This window comes from Kribbella sp. NPDC050459, from assembly GCF_040655315.1.
Lineage (GTDB): Bacteria > Actinomycetota > Actinomycetes > Propionibacteriales > Kribbellaceae > Kribbella.
This window is the reverse complement of the sequence record NZ_JBFAJQ010000010.1, coordinates 137,570-155,613: the sequence shown is the minus strand read 5'-3', so window position 1 is coordinate 155,613 and position 18,044 is coordinate 137,570. Positions and strand designations below refer to the sequence as shown.

Annotated in this window: 16 protein-coding genes; 8 read left to right on the top strand and 8 right to left on the bottom strand. The window is 70.3% G+C overall.

What is annotated here, in order from left to right:
- The first annotated feature begins 251 nt into the window (after positions 1-251).
- Genes AB0I12_RS28815 through AB0I12_RS28805 form a run of 3 tightly spaced genes read left to right on the top strand, consistent with a single transcriptional unit; the run spans position 252 to position 3,315 of the window.
- Positions 252-848, top strand: coding sequence for a helix-turn-helix domain-containing protein (locus AB0I12_RS28815; RefSeq protein WP_359935325.1), 597 nt, complete (start codon positions 252-254; stop codon positions 846-848).
- Positions 845-1,732, top strand: a complete 888-nt coding sequence (locus tag AB0I12_RS28810; RefSeq protein WP_359935323.1) for an ABC transporter ATP-binding protein — start codon at positions 845-847, stop codon at positions 1,730-1,732. The genes AB0I12_RS28815 and AB0I12_RS28810 overlap by 4 nt, the downstream gene beginning before the upstream one ends.
- Entirely contained in the window at positions 1,729-3,315 is a 1,587-nt protein-coding gene (locus tag AB0I12_RS28805; protein WP_359935321.1) for an ABC transporter permease, read from the top strand. Before AB0I12_RS28810 ends, AB0I12_RS28805 begins: the two co-directional genes overlap by 4 nt.
- A 9-nt stretch (positions 3,316-3,324) precedes the next feature.
- Here the strand turns inward: AB0I12_RS28805 and AB0I12_RS28800 are convergent, their stop codons facing one another.
- Positions 3,325-4,095 (bottom strand): DUF1206 domain-containing protein, encoded by a 771-nt coding sequence (locus AB0I12_RS28800; RefSeq protein WP_359935319.1) that lies wholly within the window; start codon positions 4,093-4,095, stop codon positions 3,325-3,327.
- A 28-nt stretch (positions 4,096-4,123) separates the two neighbouring features.
- Positions 4,124-5,119 (bottom strand): stage II sporulation protein M, encoded by a 996-nt coding sequence (locus tag AB0I12_RS28795; protein WP_359935317.1) that lies wholly within the window; start codon positions 5,117-5,119, stop codon positions 4,124-4,126.
- Between the two features lie 72 nt (positions 5,120-5,191).
- On the opposite strand from AB0I12_RS28795, the gene AB0I12_RS28790 reads away from it, so the two are divergent.
- Positions 5,192-6,256 carry an RDD family protein gene (locus AB0I12_RS28790; RefSeq protein WP_359935315.1) on the top strand — a complete coding sequence of 355 codons (1,065 nt, stop codon included), beginning with the start codon at positions 5,192-5,194 and terminating at the stop codon, positions 6,254-6,256.
- 46 nt (positions 6,257-6,302) lie between these two features.
- Here the strand turns inward: AB0I12_RS28790 and ahcY are convergent, their stop codons facing one another.
- Entirely contained in the window at positions 6,303-7,736 is a 1,434-nt protein-coding gene (gene ahcY, locus AB0I12_RS28785) for an adenosylhomocysteinase (RefSeq protein WP_359935313.1), read from the bottom strand.
- A gap of 278 nt (positions 7,737-8,014) precedes the next feature.
- Between ahcY and AB0I12_RS28780 the strand changes: the two genes are divergently transcribed.
- A complete protein-coding gene (locus tag AB0I12_RS28780; RefSeq protein WP_359935311.1) occupies positions 8,015-8,374 on the top strand; it encodes a MerR family transcriptional regulator in 360 nt (119 codons plus the stop codon).
- 112 nt (positions 8,375-8,486) lie between these two features.
- Here AB0I12_RS28780 and AB0I12_RS28775 read toward each other — a convergent pair whose 3' ends face one another.
- The 5 genes from AB0I12_RS28775 to AB0I12_RS28755 are packed head-to-tail and all read right to left on the bottom strand — an operon-like array spanning position 8,487 to position 13,282.
- Positions 8,487-9,446, bottom strand: coding sequence for a cation diffusion facilitator family transporter (locus AB0I12_RS28775; RefSeq protein WP_359935309.1), 960 nt, complete (start codon positions 9,444-9,446; stop codon positions 8,487-8,489).
- Between the two features lie 19 nt (positions 9,447-9,465).
- Positions 9,466-10,620 carry a mannose-6-phosphate isomerase, class I gene (manA, locus tag AB0I12_RS28770; RefSeq protein ID WP_359935307.1) on the bottom strand — a complete coding sequence of 385 codons (1,155 nt, stop codon included), beginning with the start codon at positions 10,618-10,620 and terminating at the stop codon, positions 9,466-9,468.
- Entirely contained in the window at positions 10,614-11,690 is a 1,077-nt protein-coding gene (locus tag AB0I12_RS28765) for an SIS domain-containing protein (RefSeq protein ID WP_359935305.1), read from the bottom strand. The genes manA and AB0I12_RS28765 overlap by 7 nt, the downstream gene beginning before the upstream one ends.
- Positions 11,690-11,896 (bottom strand): Trm112 family protein, encoded by a 207-nt coding sequence (locus tag AB0I12_RS28760; RefSeq protein WP_355696652.1) that lies wholly within the window; start codon positions 11,894-11,896, stop codon positions 11,690-11,692. Before AB0I12_RS28760 ends, AB0I12_RS28765 begins: the two co-directional genes overlap by 1 nt.
- A complete protein-coding gene (locus AB0I12_RS28755) occupies positions 11,897-13,282 on the bottom strand; it encodes a phosphomannomutase/phosphoglucomutase (protein ID WP_359935303.1) in 1,386 nt (461 codons plus the stop codon).
- Between the two features lie 173 nt (positions 13,283-13,455).
- On the opposite strand from AB0I12_RS28755, the gene AB0I12_RS28750 reads away from it, so the two are divergent.
- The 3 genes from AB0I12_RS28750 to AB0I12_RS28740 are packed head-to-tail and all read left to right on the top strand — an operon-like array spanning position 13,456 to position 18,043.
- Positions 13,456-16,563 carry an FtsX-like permease family protein gene (locus tag AB0I12_RS28750; protein ID WP_359935301.1) on the top strand — a complete coding sequence of 1,036 codons (3,108 nt, stop codon included), beginning with the start codon at positions 13,456-13,458 and terminating at the stop codon, positions 16,561-16,563.
- Positions 16,560-17,399, top strand: coding sequence for an ATP-binding cassette domain-containing protein (locus AB0I12_RS28745; RefSeq protein ID WP_359935299.1), 840 nt, complete (start codon positions 16,560-16,562; stop codon positions 17,397-17,399). The genes AB0I12_RS28750 and AB0I12_RS28745 overlap by 4 nt, the downstream gene beginning before the upstream one ends.
- Positions 17,396-18,043, top strand: coding sequence for an ATP-binding cassette domain-containing protein (locus tag AB0I12_RS28740; RefSeq protein WP_355696644.1), 648 nt, complete (start codon positions 17,396-17,398; stop codon positions 18,041-18,043). The genes AB0I12_RS28745 and AB0I12_RS28740 overlap by 4 nt, the downstream gene beginning before the upstream one ends.
- Position 18,044 lies beyond the last annotated feature (1 nt).

Sequence of the window (18,044 nt, the reverse complement as noted above, 5' to 3'; positions counted from 1 at the left end):
GCGATAGCCGGGAACCCACGGCGCCAGCCGGACACTCCCGGCGTCAGCCGGAAGCGGATGCTCGCGCTAAGCGGGGGGTGGGAGGGCGTGGAGCGGGCGCGGTGAGGAGCGGAGCGACGAGGCAAGCGCCCGCGGAGCGCGCCTGAGTCGGCTGCATCACCCACACCCAACCAAACGGCGGCTTTACAAGTGGGCACTTGACTACACGGCTGTGTAGGGGTTTGCTGTTGTGTGTAGTGAGAGGAGTGGGGATGGATCGGGCGGTGGAAGACCTCACGGCGCGGGCGCGGATTCGGGATGCGGCGGTCAAGTTGTTCGGGGAGCGGGGGATCGAGGGGGCTTCGATCCGGGATATCGCGGCGGAGGCAGGGGTGTCGTCGGGGTTGGTGCGGCATCACTTCGGGTCGAAGGAGGCGTTGCGGGAGGCGTGTGACAAGTACGCGAAGGAGCGGATGCTTCAGATCGGCTCCGAGCTGACCAGGGACGGGGACCTGACCGGGCTCGACCCGCTGGTGCTGCATCCGCTCGCGTTTCCGCTGCAGCTGTATCTGGTCCGTTCGATGATGGACGGCTCGGAGACCGCGACCGCACTGTTCCTCGAGGGGGTCGACGCGGTCGAGGAGTGGACGACGAGTTTCGGCATCGACCCCAAGGACCGGCGCGGGTACGCCGCGGCGCTGGCCGCGATCAAGCTCAGCGTGTTCGTGTTCCGCGAGCAGGTCTCGAAGGCGCTGGGCGAGGACATCACCACACCGGCGGGCTACAACCGCATCGGCCAGGCGCTGATGGAGGTCTTCACGATCCCGCTGCTCACCCAGGAACAGATCGAGAAACTGGAGAAGCGATGATCGGCACGGAAGGTCTGGTCAAACGGTTCGGGCGTACCCGGGCCCTGGACGGTCTCGACCTCACGGTGCGAACCGGCGAGGTGCACGGATTCCTCGGCCCGAACGGCGCGGGGAAGACCACCACCATTCGCATCCTGCTCGGGATGACCCGTGCCGACGGCGGTACGGCGCGGGTCCTGGACGGCGACCCGTGGTCGGACGCGACCGAGCTGCACCGGCGGCTCGCGTACGTGCCCGGTGACGTGACGCTGTGGCCGAATCTGTCGGGCGGCGAGGCGATCGACCTGCTCGGCCGGATGCGCGGCGGTGTGGACAAGAAGCGCAAGGCGGAGCTGCTCGAGCGGTTCGACCTCGATCCGCGGAAGAAGGCGCGGGCCTACTCGAAGGGCAATCGGCAGAAGGTCGCCCTGGTCGCCGCGTTCGCGTCCGACGTCGAGCTGCTGCTGCTCGACGAGCCGACGTCCGGACTGGACCCGCTGATGGAGGAGGTCTTCCGCGACGTCGTGCAGGAGATCAGCGACCGTGACGGCCGGACCGTCCTGCTGTCCAGCCACATCTTGTCCGAGGTCGAGGCGCTGTGCGATCGCGTCACGATCATCCGGGCCGGCCGCGCCGTCGAGAGCGGCACGCTGAGCGAGCTGCGGCACCTCACCCGGACGTCGATCCAGGCCGAGCTCGTCGGGCCGATGAACGGCCTGGCGCAGTTGTCCGGCGTCCATGACCTGAAGGAGATCGACGGGCACGTCCAGTTCGACGTGGACACGGACGAGATCAATCCGGTGCTGCGGCGGCTGACCGAGATCGGCGTACGGAGTCTCGTGAGCCAGCCGCCGTCGCTCGAGGAACTGTTCCTGCGGCTGTACGAACCCGAGGCCGTTAAATGACGTCGCTGGCCGGCACCGGCGGTCTGATCCGGCTGATCCTGCGCCGGGACCGGATCGTGCTGCCGCTCTGGATCGTCCTGCTCACGGCGATCTCGGTGAGCTACGTGAAGGAGTACGGCGACCTGTTTCCGACGCCGGACTCGCGGGTCAAGTACGCGAGCAACGCCGGCTTCATCACCTTGTACGGCGAGCTTTCCGGGTCGAGTCTGGGCGAGTTCGTCACCTGGCGGCTCGGGTTCGTACCGGTGATGGTCGGCCTGATCAGCCTGCTCACGGTGATCCGGCACACCCGCGTCGAGGAGGAGACCGGCCGTCGTGAGTTGCTTGGGGCAACCGTTGTCGGACGGCACGCCCAGCTGGCCGCGGCGCTCATCACGGTCCTCGGTGCGAATCTGGTGCTCGCCGTACTGCTTGCCCTCGGCATGCACAGCCAGGATCTGCCGCTCGCCGGATCGATTGCCATCGGCATCCTGTACGCCGGCACCGGCTGGTTCTTCGCGGCGCTCGGCGCGGTCGCGGCGCAGTTGACGGCCAGTGCGGGGACGGCGCGGGGTATCGCGATCGGTGTCCTCGGCGGGGCTTACGTACTGCGGGCCGCCGGTGATACCAGTGCGCACACGGACGGGCCGCTCGCGTGGCTGTCGTACCTGTCGCCGATCGGCTGGGCGCAGCAGATCCATCCGTACGCCCAGAACCGTTGGTGGTTGGCCGTTGCGCTGCTGGCAGCAACCATCGCCCTGATCGGAGCCGCGGTTGCCCTCGCTGTGCGACGGGACGTCGGGGCCGGGATCTTGCCGGATCGGCTCGGGCCCGCGGACGGGAAGCTGGGGTCGCCCTTGGCGTTGGCGTGGCGGCTGCATCGTGGGCTGCTGGCGGCGTGGACCGTCGGATTCGCCTTGCTGGGCCTGCTGTTCGGTGGTGTCGCGGAGGGCGTCGGCGACATGATGCGCGACGATCCGGGCATCCAGGAGATGTTCCAGCGGATGGGTGGCGCGGCCGGGCTGATCGACTCGTTCCTGGCCGGTGTGATGACGCTGGTCGGGCTGATCGCCTCGGCGTACGCCGTCCAGGCCACATTGCGGATGCGGGTCGAGGAGAGCAGCGGACGCGCCGAGCCCGTGCTGGCGACCGCGACGAGTCGCTGGCAATGGGCCGCGAGCCACCTGGTGTTCAGCCTGCTGGGGCCAGCCCTGGCACTGCTGGCAGCCGGTGTGGCCGAAGGACTGGCGTACGGCGCGGCAATCGGCGATGTGAGTGGTCAGGTACCGCGGCTCGTTGGTGCGGCGCTCGCCCAACTGCCGGCCGTGTGGGTGCTGGCGGCGATAGCGATCGCGATCTTCGGTCTGTTCCCGCGGGCCTCGATGGTGTCGTGGGCCGGCCCGGCGGTCTGCATCCTGATCGGGCTGGTGAGCGCCGGAGTGAGCACAGCCGGCTGGATCCGGGACCTGTCGCCCTTCACCCATCTCCCGTCGCTCCCCGGCGGAGCGGTGTCGGCCGGACCGTTCGTCGCACTGCTCGCGATCGCGCTCGTCGTCGCCTTCGCCGGCCTGATCGGCCTCCGCCGGCGGGATCTCCCGGCCTGACGACGACCCTCAGCGGCGGGCGTTCCGGGACCAGCTGAAGCAGTAGGCGCCGAAGGCCGCGATACCGACCGCGAGCACGGTCAGCAGCACCGATCCGGCCGGCTGCTCCTTGATCGTGCGCAGCGCGGTGTCGAGGCCGCCGGCCTTCTGCGGGTCGTAGGCGATCGCCGCCCAGCCGAACAGCACGCCGACCACGACGTACGCGATCCCCTTCGCGCCGTACCCGATCCGGCCGAGCAGGACGGTCAGGTCCGAGACCCCGCCGGCCAGGTCCTCGGTGAACTTCTTCTTGATCCCCTTGTAGACGTGGTAGCAGCCGATCGCGACGATCGCGACACCGGCTGCGACGATCACGGCCCGGCCCCAGCCGTGCTCCATCACCCGCGCCGTCACCGACCGCTGCTGACCGGTTCCCGAACCGCCCGAGCCGACGGCGATCTTCACCGCGCTGAGGCCCAGCGCGAGGTACACGATCGCGCGGCCGGCCGAGGACACCTTCTTGTGCAGGTCCAGGTGGCCCCAGAACAGCTGCATGACCTGCCAGACCACCAGCGCGAACAGCCCGATCGCGACGACCCACAACAGCACACCGCCGAGCGGCTTGCCCGCCAGGTCCCGCAGGGCGCCTTGCTGCGAGGCCTCCTGGGAGGAGTTGCCGAAGGCGAGTTGCAGGGCGATCCAGGCGATCAGCAGGTGCACGACGCCGTACGCCACGAGACCGAGCGTGACCGCAAGCCGGTACGGCGGGCTGTGTCGAACTTCCTGGGCGGTAGTAGTCACACCTGAGAAGTTCCCAGTGCGGAAACAGTCAGGCGGAGACGGGCGCGCTCGCCTCCCGGTCCGACTCGTCGATGTCGCCGTACTCACCCTGACGGTACGCGCGGCGACCCAGCGTCCAGACGTACGTGAGGAACGCCAGCTCGGCGACGATGCCGATGGTGACCCGGACCGGGCCTGGCAGGAACGGTGTAACAAACGCTTCGATCAGCCCGGTGACCAGAAGCACCGCGGCCAGGCCGATCGCCATGCCGACGGTGGCACGGCCGGTTTGCGCGACAGCCTGCATGCGTGTGCGCGGTCCTGGTACGACCCAGGCCCAGCCGAGCCGTAGGCCGGCCGCGGCGGCGACGAACACCGCCGTGATCTCGAGCAGGCCGTGCGGCGCGATCAGGCTGAAGAACAGACCGCCGCGGTCGTGGCCGATCATCAGTCCGGCGCTCAGGCCCAGGTTGAGCGCGTTGTCCCACAGCACGAAGACGGACGGGATCAGCAGGATGCCGAGCGCGAGGACAGCGGCGCTGATGGTGGCGTTGTTGATCCAGACGCGCAGGGCGAAGTCCTGTGCCGGGTTCTCCGAGTAGTACGCCTCGAAGTCGTGCTCGACGAGCTGCTTGATCTGGTCCGGTGTGGCGATCGAGTCGATCACCTCGGGGTGTGCCAGCACCCGCCAGGCGGCCCAGGCGGCGACCAGGTAGAAGAGCAGGCCGATGGTGATCCACCAGCGTCTGGAGGCGTACAGCGCGGCGGGGAAACTGACCAGGAAGTACTTCGAGATGTCGCGCCAGACAGGTGCCTGGACGCCGGTCACGGCGCCGCGCGCGTCGGCGATCAGACCGGAGAGCCGGCCGATCGACACCGGATCCGCCCCGGCCGCTCGCAGCGCGGCGAGGTGCGTGCCGACCCGCTGGTAGAGGACCACGAGCTCTTCGGCTTCCGCACCGGACAGGCGGCGCTGGCGGCGAGTCAGGTACGCCAAGCGGTCCCACTGCGGCTGGTGCACCGAGACAAACGCTTCTACGTCCACCGCCACACCTCCTCCACCCGACTGGTGGCAGACTAACCGGACCTAGTGTCTACGCAGGAGGGGGGCGGCGGAGTGTCCCAGCTGGTCACCGGCGAAGCAGTCGTCCTCCAGGTGCGGATCGCCCGGATGCCCACGCGGGCGCTGGCGTGTGCGATCGACATGCTGCTGCAAGGCATCGTACTGAGCGTGCTGATCGCGCTCCTGGCCGGCTTCCTGTTCGGGAGCGAGGTCAGTGAGGCGCTGGCAGGTGCGCTGATCTTCGTCGTCGTGCTGCTCGTGGTGGTCGGCTACCGGGTCGTGATGGAGACGCTGACCCGCGGCCGGACGCTCGGCAAGATGGTGCTCGGGCTGAAGGTGGTGCGCGACGACGGGAGCTCGATCCGGTTCCGGCACGCGCTGGTGCGGACGCTGATGTGGTTCTTCGTCGACTTCGCGCCGTGGTTCGCGGCCTGTCCCGGGATCGTCGCGAGCCTGATGAACAAGCAGGGCAAGCGGATCGGCGACATGGTCTCCGGGACGGTCGTCATCCGCGAGCGCAACCAGCCGATGGCGTCGCCGCCGCTGTTCGTGCCCGGTCACCTGGTCCAGTGGGCGCAGTCGCTGGAGCTGTCGCGGCTGTCCGACGAGCTGGCGAACGCGGCCCGCGACTACCTGGCCCGCTTCACCGAGCTCCTCCCCGGCCCGCAGTACGCACTCGGCGAGGCCCTGGCCGCCCGCGTCGCTGCCGTCATCGCACCGGCGCCGCCGACCCAGGTCATCGCCCCCGCCTACCTGTCCGCCGTCCTCGCCGAACGCCGCCGCCGCGAACTCCAACGCCTCTCCACCCACCGTCCCGTCCCGACCGGCCCTTTCCCCGCCACCTCGCCGTACCCACCCGCCCCGTCGCCGTACGGCCCAGCCGCCCCCACCTCGCCGTACGGCGCAACCCAGTCGTACGGCCCAGGCGCCCCGGCCCCGGCCCCGGCGTACGGCGTGCCGGCCGGCCCGTTCGCCCCGCCCAGCCCGTACGGCGCCCTCCCGCCGGCTCCTCCGCCACCCGGCCTCTTCGCCCCACCTGCACCGCCCACCCAATCCCGCCCCGCGACGGTGAACGCCGAAGGCTGGGCCGCACCCGGCAGCAACGAAGCCGGCCACTGAAAACACCCCCCGCGCCACCGGCGCGGGGGGTGTTCACACAACGACCTCAGTAGCGGTAGGCCTCCGCCTTGTACGGACCCTCGACCGGTACGCCGAGGTATGCCGCCTGCTCCTTGGTGAGCTCGGTCAGCTTCACGCCGAGCGAGTCGAGGTGCAGCCGGGCGACCATCTCGTCGAGGTGCTTCGGCAGCACGTACACCTCGGTCGGGTAGTCGGCGGTCTTCACGAACAGCTCGATCTGCGCGAGGACCTGGTTGGTGAACGAGTTCGACATCACGAACGACGGGTGCCCGGTGGCGTTGCCGAGGTTCAGCAGCCGGCCCTCGGACAGCACGATGATCGTGTGGCCGTCGGGGAACCGGAACTCGTCGACCTGCGGCTTGATGTTGACCCGCTCGATGCCGGCGACCTTGTACAGCCCGGCCATGTCGATCTCGTTGTCGAAGTGGCCGATGTTGCCGACGATCGCCTGGTGCTTCATCGCCGCCATGTGGTCGGCGGTGATGACGTCCTTGTTGCCGGTCGTGGTGACGAAGATGTCGGCGATCCCGACGACGTCGTCCACGGTCGACACCTGGTAGCCGTCCATCGCGGCCTGCAGCGCGCAGATCGGGTCGATCTCGGTGACGATCACCCGCGCGCCCTGGCCGCGCAGCGACTCGGCGCAGCCCTTGCCGACGTCGCCGTACCCGCAGACGACCGCGACCTTGCCGCCGATCAGGACGTCGGTGGCGCGGTTGATGCCGTCGATCAGCGAGTGCCGGCAGCCGTACTTGTTGTCGAACTTCGACTTGGTGACCGAGTCGTTGACGTTGATCGCCGGGAACAGCAGCGCGCCGGCCTTGTGCATCTCGTACAGCCGGTGCACGCCGGTGGTGGTCTCCTCGGTGACACCCTTGATGCCCTGACCGATGGTCGTCCACTTCGTCGGCGACTCGGCCAGCGTCCGGGTCAGCAGGCTCAGGACGACGCCGTACTCCTCGGAGTCCGCGGTCGACGGGTCCGGCACGGCGCCGGCCTTCTCGAACTCGGTGCCCTTGTGCACGAGCATCGTGGCGTCGCCGCCGTCGTCGAGGATCATGTTCGGGCCTTCACCGGGCCAGGTCAGCGCCTGCTCGGTGCACCACCAGTACTCCTCCAGCGTCTCGCCCTTCCAGGCGAACACCGGGACTCCGGCGGGGTTCTCGGCCGTGCCGTCCGGGCCGACGACGACCGCGGCCGCCGCGTGGTCCTGGGTGGAGAAGATGTTGCACGACACCCAGCGCACCTCGGCCCCGAGCGCGACCAGCGTCTCGATCAGCACGGCGGTCTGGATCGTCATGTGCAGCGAGCCCATGATCCGCGCGCCGGCCAGCGGCTTGCTCTCGCCGTACTGCTCGCGCATCGCCATCAGGCCTGGCATCTCGTGCTCGGCCAGCCGGATCTCCTTGCGCCCGAACTCGGCCAGGCCGAGATCCGCCACCTTGTAGTCGAAGGTCATGCCGCTCCCCTGCTGAAGACTGTGATTACTACCTGCCTAGGTTGTGCCTGGTGACTCCACGCCGTAGCGAGCAGGTGCTCGGTGCGGTGCATCGGCGCGCGGGGGCGAAGGTCTCGATGCGGAGCATCGTGGCCTTTGCACCCGTGCGGCGAGGTGCCGTGCCGAGTGCCGCGCAGTAGGCGTGGAGTCACCAGGCACGACCTGAGCCTAGAGGGCCGAGCCACGCGGTTTGATCGCTCCAGGCGCATTTTTGACACCGAAATGTCAGGATTGATGCTATGCGCATCACCGAGGCCGCTCGCCAGCTGGGTACCACTCCGCGCATGCTCCGTTACCGGGAGGCACTCGGGCTGCTGCCGCGCTCCCGCTCCGAGCACACGTCACAGCGCCAGTACGACGACCGCGACCTCGCCGCCGTCCGGCTGGCGCTCGACCTCGAACGCCGGTACGACGTGACGCCGGCGGCGCTCGCGTTCGCGCTCCGGGCGCTCGCCGAACCGTCCGTGGCCGCGGACATCCGCAACCTCGGCTACCGCACCGGCCGGCTCACCGCGCCGCCGACGCAGGCCGAGATCGACCGCGACCGCGCCCTCCGCTGGCTCGGCCGCTCCGGCGTGCTGCCACCACGTCCCCGCTAGCCCCATTTCGCTGGTTAGCCGGCCAGATTCCGGGTTCGGCACCCGTATTCAGGGTGCCAAACCCCCCATCCGGCTGGTCCACCAGCCAAATTGGGGTCAACGGGGAATCGGGTCAGTGGGACGGGGCCTCGGGGACGGCGGGGCGTTCGTCGGGGACGTGGTGCTCGTGGAAGATGTCGGGCTCGAGGTAGATGTGCTGACTCATCGGCTCGGCGGCGCGGACGGCTCGCTCGGCGGCATCGATGGTCTCCGCGACGACGGCCGCGTCGGCGGTCGGCTCGACGCCGAGCTTCGCGGCGACCAGGACCTCTTCCGGGCCGAGGTGCAGGGTCTTGATGTGGATCAGCCGCTGGACACCCGGGGTGTTCTCGATCGCGGCGACGATCCGGGCCTGGGACTCGCGGGTCGCGGACTCGCCGAGCAGCAGCGACTTCATCTCGATCGCCAGGAAGACCGCGACGCAGACCAGCAGCGCGCCGATCGCCATCGACCCGAGGCCGTCGAACACACCGTTGCCGGTGACAAGCGTCAGGACGACGCCGATCAGCGCCAGCACCAGACCGGTGAGCGCCGCGAAGTCCTCGAGCAGGATGACCGGCAGCTCCGGGGCGCGCGCGTTCCGGACGAACTTCACCCAGGACACGTGACCGCGGAGTTTGTTCGCCTCGACGATCGCGGTCCGGAACGACAGGCTCTCCATGACGATCGCGACCACCAGCACCGCGATCGGGACCCACTTCCAGTTGTCGATCCCGTGCGGGTCGTGCACCTTGTGGTAGCCCTCGTACAGCGCGAACAGACCACCCACGCTGAACAGCACGATCGACACGATGAACGAGTAGACGTACCGCTCGCGGCCGAACCCGAACTGGTGCAGCTCGTCGGCCTCGCGCTTGGCCCGCTGACCACCGACCAGCAGCAGCACCTGGTTGCCCGCGTCGGCGAGCGAGTGGATCGCCTCGGCCAGCATCGAGGCCGACTGGGTCAGCGCCCAGGCGGCGAACTTGGTGACCGCGATCCCGGTGTTCGCCAGCAAAGCCGCGACAACGGCCTTGTTCCCGCCACCAGCCATGGTTGTTCAGGTCCTCCAGTTAGCGTGCGGCGACGACGAACGCCGTGCCGGAACCACGCAGGGTACAGGGTCCTTCGGTTCCGGCGAGGAACGCCGACTGACCGGCGGACAGCGTCACAACGGATTCCTTGCCGGCAGCATCGACAGAGCCGTCCACACAGCAGACGATCCGCGGCCCGACGCCGTCGACCGTGCGCTCGCCCGACGACAGGTCCACCCGGTGAATCGCGAAGTACTCACACCCTGTCTCGTAGATCCCGTCCGCTGTCGCGGTCAGCACCGGGTCGGCCAGCGGCTCGAAGTCCACCACCGAGACGAGCTCCGGTACGTCGACGTACTTGCTCGTCAGCCCGCCGCGCAGCACGTTGTCGGAGTTCGCCATCACCTCGAAGCCGAGGCCCCGCAGGTAGGCGTGCACGTTCCCGGCCGGGAGGTACACGGCGTCGAACCGCTGCAGGCGCACCCGGTTCAGCAACAGGGCCGCGAGCACACCGGGGTCGTCCGGGAAGTCCGCGCACAGCTTCGCCAGCGTCTCGCGCTCCAGGGGGAACGCGTCGCCCGGGTACTGCGCGACGGCCTCGCCCAGGGCCGCGACCAGCGGGCGGATCGCGTCCCGGTCGGTGCTCATGAAACCGCTGAACGCGTCCTGGAGCTTGCCGTTGCGGAGCAGGTCCGTGAGCTCCTCGAACCCGGCCGGAGCCAGCGCGTCGAGCAGCGCCACCGTCGCCTCCAGCGGCCGGAAACCCACCAGCGCGTCGAACGGCTCCAGCGCGATCAGGATCTCCGGCTTCGGCCAGGCGTCCTTGTAGTTGCGGTCCGCGGCATCCCGGGGGATCGCGGCGGCCTCGTCCCGCTGGTACCCGTCGATCGCCTGGTCCCGGGACGGGTGCGCCTGGATCGACAACGGCTGCGCCGCCGCGAGCAGCTTCGCGAGGAACGGGAACCGGCCGTCGAACCGCTCGGCCGTCTCCTCCCCCAGCACCGCGGCCGGGTCGGCGGACACCGCGTCGTACAAGGTGTCGCCGTTCGGCAGGACCGACGGGGCGGACTCGTGCGCACCCATCCACAGCTCGGCCTGCGGCTCGCCGGTCGGCTGTACGCCGAGCAACTCCGGCAGTGCGGTCGGCGAACCCCACGCGTAGTCGCGGATGGTGTTCTGCAGCGGGACTACCACGCGGGGTCCTCCGAGGGGTTGCCTGACCCGACCGGGTCGTCCACGGTCGCCATGCCGTACCGGCCGAGGCCGATCCCGAGATACGCCGCGGCGTAGCGACCCTGCTGGGTCAAAGCGGCGTACCGGGCGACATCCGTGCCGCTGGCCTGCCTGATCGTGTGCACCCGGACGTCGTGCGCCTCTGCCTTGGACTCCAGCTTGTCGCGGTGCTCGGCGATGCCGGCCTCGACGACACCGTCGTCCAGGATGATCAGCGCCGGCCGGAGCTCCTCGGGCTTGTCGAACGGGTCGGCGAACAGATCCCGTGGCGGCTGGTTGAGCACCGGAAGCAGATGGCCCGCGTCCGCGGCCAGGGCCGGCCGTCCACTGGCCAGCCGGAGCGCCTCGACCACACGGCGGGCAGCACGCGCTGCCAGGACAGAGCCACCCCAGACCAGCGGCAACGCATCCGCCAGCACGAGAGCAAGTTCCTTCGCCGGGTTGGCCGCCACGTCGTTGTTGGGCGAGCACTCGATCGCCACGTCGTCCAGCAATGCCGCCACGGCCTTGTGGTCGACCTCCGGGCCCAGGTCCATCTGGTGCAGCGCCTGAAGCACGGCGACGGCCGCAGCCAGCTGGTCGTCCGACTGCGACGGCAGCCGGATCGCATGCCGGAGACCGGCCGAGGCGATCGCCACCGGTGAATCCTCCGGCGCGGCGACCATCAGCCCGCAACCACGCCGTACCGCCTCACCGGCGGCCGACACCGCGTCCGTGTCCTCGGCGGCGCCACCGAGGACGATCACCAGATCCAGCGGGCCGGCCCAGCCGGGCAGCCCGGGACCGGGCCAGGCGAGGAACGGAACCGGGCAGACCGGCTCCAGCACGGCGCGGACCAGGCGGGCGTCCCGGCCCGCGGCCACCACGGCCCGCGGCCGGAAGCCGTCGGACTCCAGCTTGGTAAGCACGTCCTCGGACGCTTCCAGCTCGGCGCGGATCCGGGCACCGGCCATCGCCAGGCGGCGCAGCAGGTGGTCCGAGGCCTCGAGTACCGCCGGGTCGTCCAGCCGGGTGTCGTCGAAAACGCTCATCAGCTGCTCGCGGATCCGGACTCCGCGCGCGTGTCCCGGGCCTCGTCGATCAGCAGCACCGGGATGTCGTCACGCACCGGGTACGCCAGCGCGCAGGCGGCGTTGGTGCAGATCAGCTCGTTCGCCTCGTCGTCCACCCGGAACTCCGAGCGGCACTTCGGGCAGACCAGGATGCTCAGCAGGTCCGGGTCCAGATTGACTGCCATTCAGTTCTCCTCCACCGATGCGCCGGTGATCAGGGCCAGTACTTCGTCACGGACGCGTTCCATCTCGGCCCGGTCCGCGGCCTCGACGTTCAGCCGCAGCAACGGCTCCGTGTTCGACGCACGGACGTTGAACCACCACTGTCCCGCCGACACCGTCAACCCGTCCAGATGGTCGACCGTCACGCCGTCGACGCCAGAATACGTATCCTCGATCGCCGCGACGGTCGCCGCCGCGTCGTCGACCGTGTTGTTGATCTCGCCGGACGCGACGTACCGCTCGTACTCGGCGAACACCTCGCTGGCCGGCTTGTCCTGCTCGCCCAGCGCGGCCAGCACGTGCAGCGCGGCCAGCATGCCGGTGTCGGCGCGCCAGAAGTCGCGGAAGTAGTAGTGCGCGGAGTGCTCGCCGCCGAACACCGCGTCGGTCTCGGCCATCTTCTGCTTGATGTACGAGTGGCCGACCCGCGCGCGGACCGGCGTACCGCCGTGCTCGGTGATCAGTTCCGGGACGGCCTTCGAGGTGATCAGGTTGTGGATGACGGCCGATCCGGGGTGCTTGGCGAGCTCCCGGACGGCGACCGCGCCGGTGATCGCGCTCGGCGAGATCGGGTCGCCCTTCTCGTCCACCACGAAGCAGCGGTCCGCGTCCCCGTCGAAGGCGAGGCCGAGGTCGGCGCCGGTCTCCCGGACCTTGGCCTGCAGGTCGACCAGGTTCTTCGGGTCGAGCGGGTTGGCCTCGTGGTTCGGGAAGGTGCCGTCGAGCTCGAAGTACATCGGGACGATCGTCACCGGGCCGTCGGCGAACACCGCCGGGACGGTGTGGCCGCCCATGCCGTTGCCGGCGTCGACGACCACGGTGAGCGGTCGGATGCCGCTCAGGTCGACCAGGTCGTGCAGGTGGTCGGCGTACGCCGTGAGCAGGTCCTTGCGGGTGATGTGCCCGGTCGCGGACCCGGCCGCCGGGCTCTCGGTCAGGGCCTTCGCGACCAGGTCGGCGATGTCGCGTAGACCGGAGTCGGAGCCGACCGGGGCGGCGCCCGCGCGGCACATCTTGATGCCGTTGTACTGCGCCGGGTTGTGGCTGGCGGTGAACATCGCGCCGGGCAGGTCGAGCCGGCCGGACGCGAAGTACAACTGGTCGGTGGACGCCAGGCCGATGTCGATCACGTCCGCCCCGGTGCTCGCCACGCCCTCCGCGAACGCGGCCGCCAGCGCCGGGCTGGACGGGCGCATGTCGTACCCGATCACCACCGCGCCGGGCCCCGCGAGCACGTCGAGGACCTCGACGAACGCCGCGCCGGTCGCCCGGGCCACCGACTCGTCCAACTGCTCCGGCACAACCCCCCGGACGTCGTAAGCCTTGAAGATCCCCGCAACATCAGCCATGCACGGACCCTATCCGGCCCGTCGGCCAAGCTGTATCCCAGCCTCGCTCCGCGCGCGGCAGGCAACAACTGGGCATCGTTGTCAGCCGGCGTCCTGACGCTGCCCCTCTCGTTCCGTATGTTCGGTCCTTGGTCACCGACAGGCGTGACCTGGCGGCTGGGGGGTGGCCAAACATGTTCCTGCGGCAGGCTCTGCGGTACCGGTGGTCCCAGGCGATGGTCCTGGCCGGGGTCAGCCTGTTGATCGGCACCTGCGCGGCGTTCGCGCCCTGGTTCGCGCGCGCGGTCGAACAGACCGTCACGACCGAGACCCTGGCGCGCCAGTGGAACTCGGCGGCCTGGCAGGTCAAGACGGTCCCGAAGACGACCGTCGGCGGATCGGCCGAATCGACTCCGCCCGAGGAGCTCGACCAACTGATCCCTGCCGACCTGAAGCAGCAGTTCACGCCGCCGGTGTACGGGCGGGCCGCAGCAGTGATCTGGGGCCTCGGCGACGACAGACCGACCGTCCAGAGCCGGGTGGTCTGGCGCGACGGTTACTGCGCCCAACTCGAACTGACCGCCGGCCGGTGTCCCCGCAGCCCCGGTGAGGTCGCCGCGTCGGCAGCGGACGCGAAGAACTTCGGCCTGGCGGTCGGGGCGACGATCAATGCCCAGCCCGCCGGCAACCCCGCGCGCAGCCCGCTCCGCGTGGTCGGGATCTACCAGGCGGACGCCGAGGCCATCTTCTGGTTCGGCCGGAGACCGATCGGGAACTCGCGGCAGGCCAGCGATTCGCAGGCCGCGCTCGGCGACTTCCTGCTCACCGAGCGGGACACCCTCTCCGCGGGGCCTTGGGGCGCCTACTCGACGCTGGACACCCGCCCGCAGCCGGGAAGCGTGCGAGTCGACGACCTGGCTCGGATCCGTCAGGTGACCGATCAGCTCGAAGTACAGATCGCCGAACGCGGCATCGACGCGCAGAACAGCTCAGGACTGATCGACGTCATCGACGGAATCCAGGCGGAGCGGCGCCAAGCCACGACCATCATCCCGCTGGTGATGGTGCAGGTGGCGCTGTTCGGGGTGGTCGTCCTGGCGCTCGCGCTGGCCACGGTGGTCGACCAGCGCCGCCCCGAGCTCGCCGTCTCGCGACTCCGCGGGTCGGGAGCAGGGTCGATCGGCCGGACGCTGGCCGTCGAGCTGAGCGTGCCCGTGCTGCTCGGTACGGTGCTCGGCGCGGCCGCCGGTTTCGCGATGCTCCTCGCCGTACGAGCGGCCTGGTTGGCCGGAGTACCGCCCCTGGAAGTGCCGTGGACGGTTCCGGCCGCGGTCTGTCTCGCAGCTCTGGCAGGGCTGGCGGTCGTCGCGCTGTCGGTTCGTACGGTCGTACGCCGGCCGATCTCCAGCCTGCTCCGGCGGATCGCGCCACGCGGAAGCCACCGGACCATCGGTCTGATCGATCTGATCGTCATCGTCGTCGCATCGGCCGGACTGGTGACCGGACTGACCAGCGGCGGACGGGGTCCGTTGCCGATCCTGACCCCGACCCTGCTCGCGCTGGCCGCCGGCCTGGCCTTCGCCCATCTGCTGCTCCCGGCCGCCGGCCTGGTGAGCCGTCGGGCGCTGCGCAACGGGCGTCTCGGTCTCGCTCTCGGCGCTCTGCAGGTGGCCCGGCGTCCAGCCGTGACGCGGCTCGTCGCCGTGGTCGCCGTCGCGACCGGCCTGGTGTCGTTCGCCGGCCAGGCGGCTTCGGTGGCTGGTCGCAACCGGGACACCAGGGCCGGCTACGAGACCGGCGCCGAGGCGGTCCTCGCGATCGACACCATCAACCTCATCGACTTCACCGCGGCGATCAACAAGGTCGATCCCGACCGGCGCTGGCTGACGCCGGTCGTGCTCACCCAGGCGCCCGCGGCCGAGAGTCTGCGCGCCGTGCTGATCGAGCCGGACAGCTACCGGCGGATCGCCTTCCGCGGCGACCGGCTCGCCGAGACCGAGGGGTTCGGCAACCTCCGGGCTCCGGCGGAGCCGCAGCCGATCAAGGTCGTCGGCGACCAACTGAAGGTGACCGCCGACGTCGGCACGACGGCGTCGTACGCACCGCCCACCAGTGACGGCGAGGAGCTCGCCCCCGAGGGCCGGGCGAGGACCGTGATCCTGCAGGCGACGGTGGTCAACCAGCGCAGAGGGGCGCGCTACCTGGTGCGTTTCCCGCCGATACCGCTGGGCCGCAGCGGCCCGGTCCAGCTGAGTACGCCGATGGACTGCCGGCCGTCCTGCCAACTGATCCGGCTCGGGGTCGCCCGCGAGGTGGGTGACCCCGTGGGCGCCAAGGGCGAGATCGCGATCAGCCACCTGGCGACCGACACCCAGCCGTCGATCCCGCTGGGTAGGGCCCAGGACTGGACGAGCGGCCCGCCGGCAGGGGACGACGACCAGAGCCACATCGCGGCGAAGAGTCGGCCGAACGGACTGACGCTCGAGGTGACCAGCCTCGGGAGCGACCTGACCCTCCAGCACGCCGCGATCCCCACCCCTGTCCCGGCGCTGGTGAGTCAGGACTTCTCCGTGAGCGAGGTCCAGACCGTGCCCGGCCTCGACGGACTGTCGATCCCGATCACCAAGGTGGACAGCCTGCGGACACCGATGCCGCGGCACACCGAACGCGCCGCCGTGATGGACCTGGAGACCGTCCGCCGGCTCGGCGGGAACGTCGACGACACCTCGACCGATCTCGAGCTCTGGCTGAACGCCGACGGGCTCGCGAACCTCGGCAAGGTCGTCGACGGGCTCACCGCGGCCGGGCTGACCCCGACCCTCGTCGATCGGCGGTCCGACCGGATCGAGGGGTACGGGCGCTCCGCCAGCGCCCTCGCGCTCCAGCTCACCCCGGTCGTCGGACTCGCCAGCTGGGCGCTCGCGGTCATCGTGCTGCTGCTGATGGGCGTCAGCTCCTGGCGATCCCGGGCGCAGGACTACGCGAGCCTGCGGATCAACGGCGTACCGGCGTCGACGACCGGAGGGGCAGCGCGGTGGGAACAGACCGGGCCGGTCGCGCTGGCAGCGTTGCTCGGGTCGGTCTGCGGCATCGTCGGCGCCCATATCGCGCTGCCGATGTTCCCGCTGTTCGCGGAGACGTCCGAACCGTCGCCGATCCCGCTCGACCTGGCGATCAACTGGTCCGGAGCGGTGATTCTCTGGCTGGCCGGCACCGTCGTGCTGACGGCGACCACGTTGGTCCTGGGCACCGGCGTGAACCGGCGCGCGGGTTACGTCCGGATCCGGGAGGAGCTGTCGTGAGCGGCCTGGCGATCAGCACGAGCGGGCTGGTGCACATCTACCGCAGCCAGGGCCATGACGTCGCGGCCTTGTCGGGCATCGGCATCACGGTGCGTCCTGGTGAGTTCGTCGGGCTGCTCGGCCCGTCCGGCGCCGGCAAGTCCACGCTGCTGCAGCTGTGCGGCGGCCTGCTGACGCCGAGCGCCGGGCGCCTGCAGATCGGCGAGCACAACCTGACGACGATGACCGAGCCGGAGCTCGATCGGATGCGGGCACGTGACATCGGCATCGTGCTGCAGGGAGCCGGGCGCAATCTGATCCCCTACCTGTCCCCCGTCGACAACGTCCGCTACGCACAGCGGGCCGCGGCGCGCGACCAGTCCCTGCCGGCGCCGGAGGAAGTCCTCGACCTGGTCGGCCTGGCCGACCACGCCCGTACGCCGCTGACGTCGCTCACGCCCGGGCAGATCCAGCTCTGCGCCGTAGCGGTCGGGATCGCCACGTTCCCCGGCCTGCTGCTGGCCGACGAGCCCACGAGCCAACTCGACCACCGGGCCCGGGACGAGGTGCTCGCCGCGATCTCGACCGTCAACGAGAGCACCGGTATGACGGTGCTGCTGGTCACCCACGACCCCGAGGTCGCCGCGGTGCTGCCCCGGACCGTCACCATCCGCGACGGCCGGATCGCGTCCGAGGGGCGCAGCGGCGAGGAGTTCGCGGTCGTCGCCACCGACGGATCGCTGCCGCTGCCGCCGCACGTCGCCGAACTGCTGGCTCCCGGAACCCTGCTCCGCGTCACCACCACCGAGGACGGCGACGTTCGCCTGAGCCCTGTACAGCAAGAAGGTCAGTCGTGATCACGGTCTCCAACCTCACCGTCGCCTACGACGAACTGGTCGCCGTCGCGGACGTGTCGCTGCACGTGCCGCCCGGGTTCGTCCTCGCGGTCAGCGGGCCGTCCGGTGCGGGCAAGAGCTCGCTGCTGTGGGCCATCGCCGGCGCGGTCCGGGCGAAGTCCGGCCACGTCGAGGTCGACGGCCTGACGATCGCCGACCGGCCCGCGGCCGCGGCGCACGGCGTCGTACTGATCCCGCAGGGCAACGGTCTGGCCCGGGTCCTGACCGCCCGGGAGAACCTCTCGCTGCCGCTGCTCGCCAAGCGCACCGAACCGGAAGCGGTCGACCGTCACGTCGAGCAGGCACTGGCCGACGTCGGCCTGCAGGACAGCGGCGACCATCTGGTCGAGGAACTGTCCGGCGGCGAGCAGCAACGCGTCGCCGTCGCCCGCGGACTCGCCCAGCAGGGCCGCGTCATCCTCGCCGACGAGTCCACCAGCGAACTCGACGGCACGAACCGTGAGCGAGTGCTCGACCTCCTCCGCCGGGAAGCCGGCCGCGGCGCCGCGGTGATCATCGCTACGCATGACCCCAACGTCGCGGCCGGCGCCGACGGCCACGCCACCATGGACGAAGGCCACCTGACCTGGCAGCGGAGACTCTGAG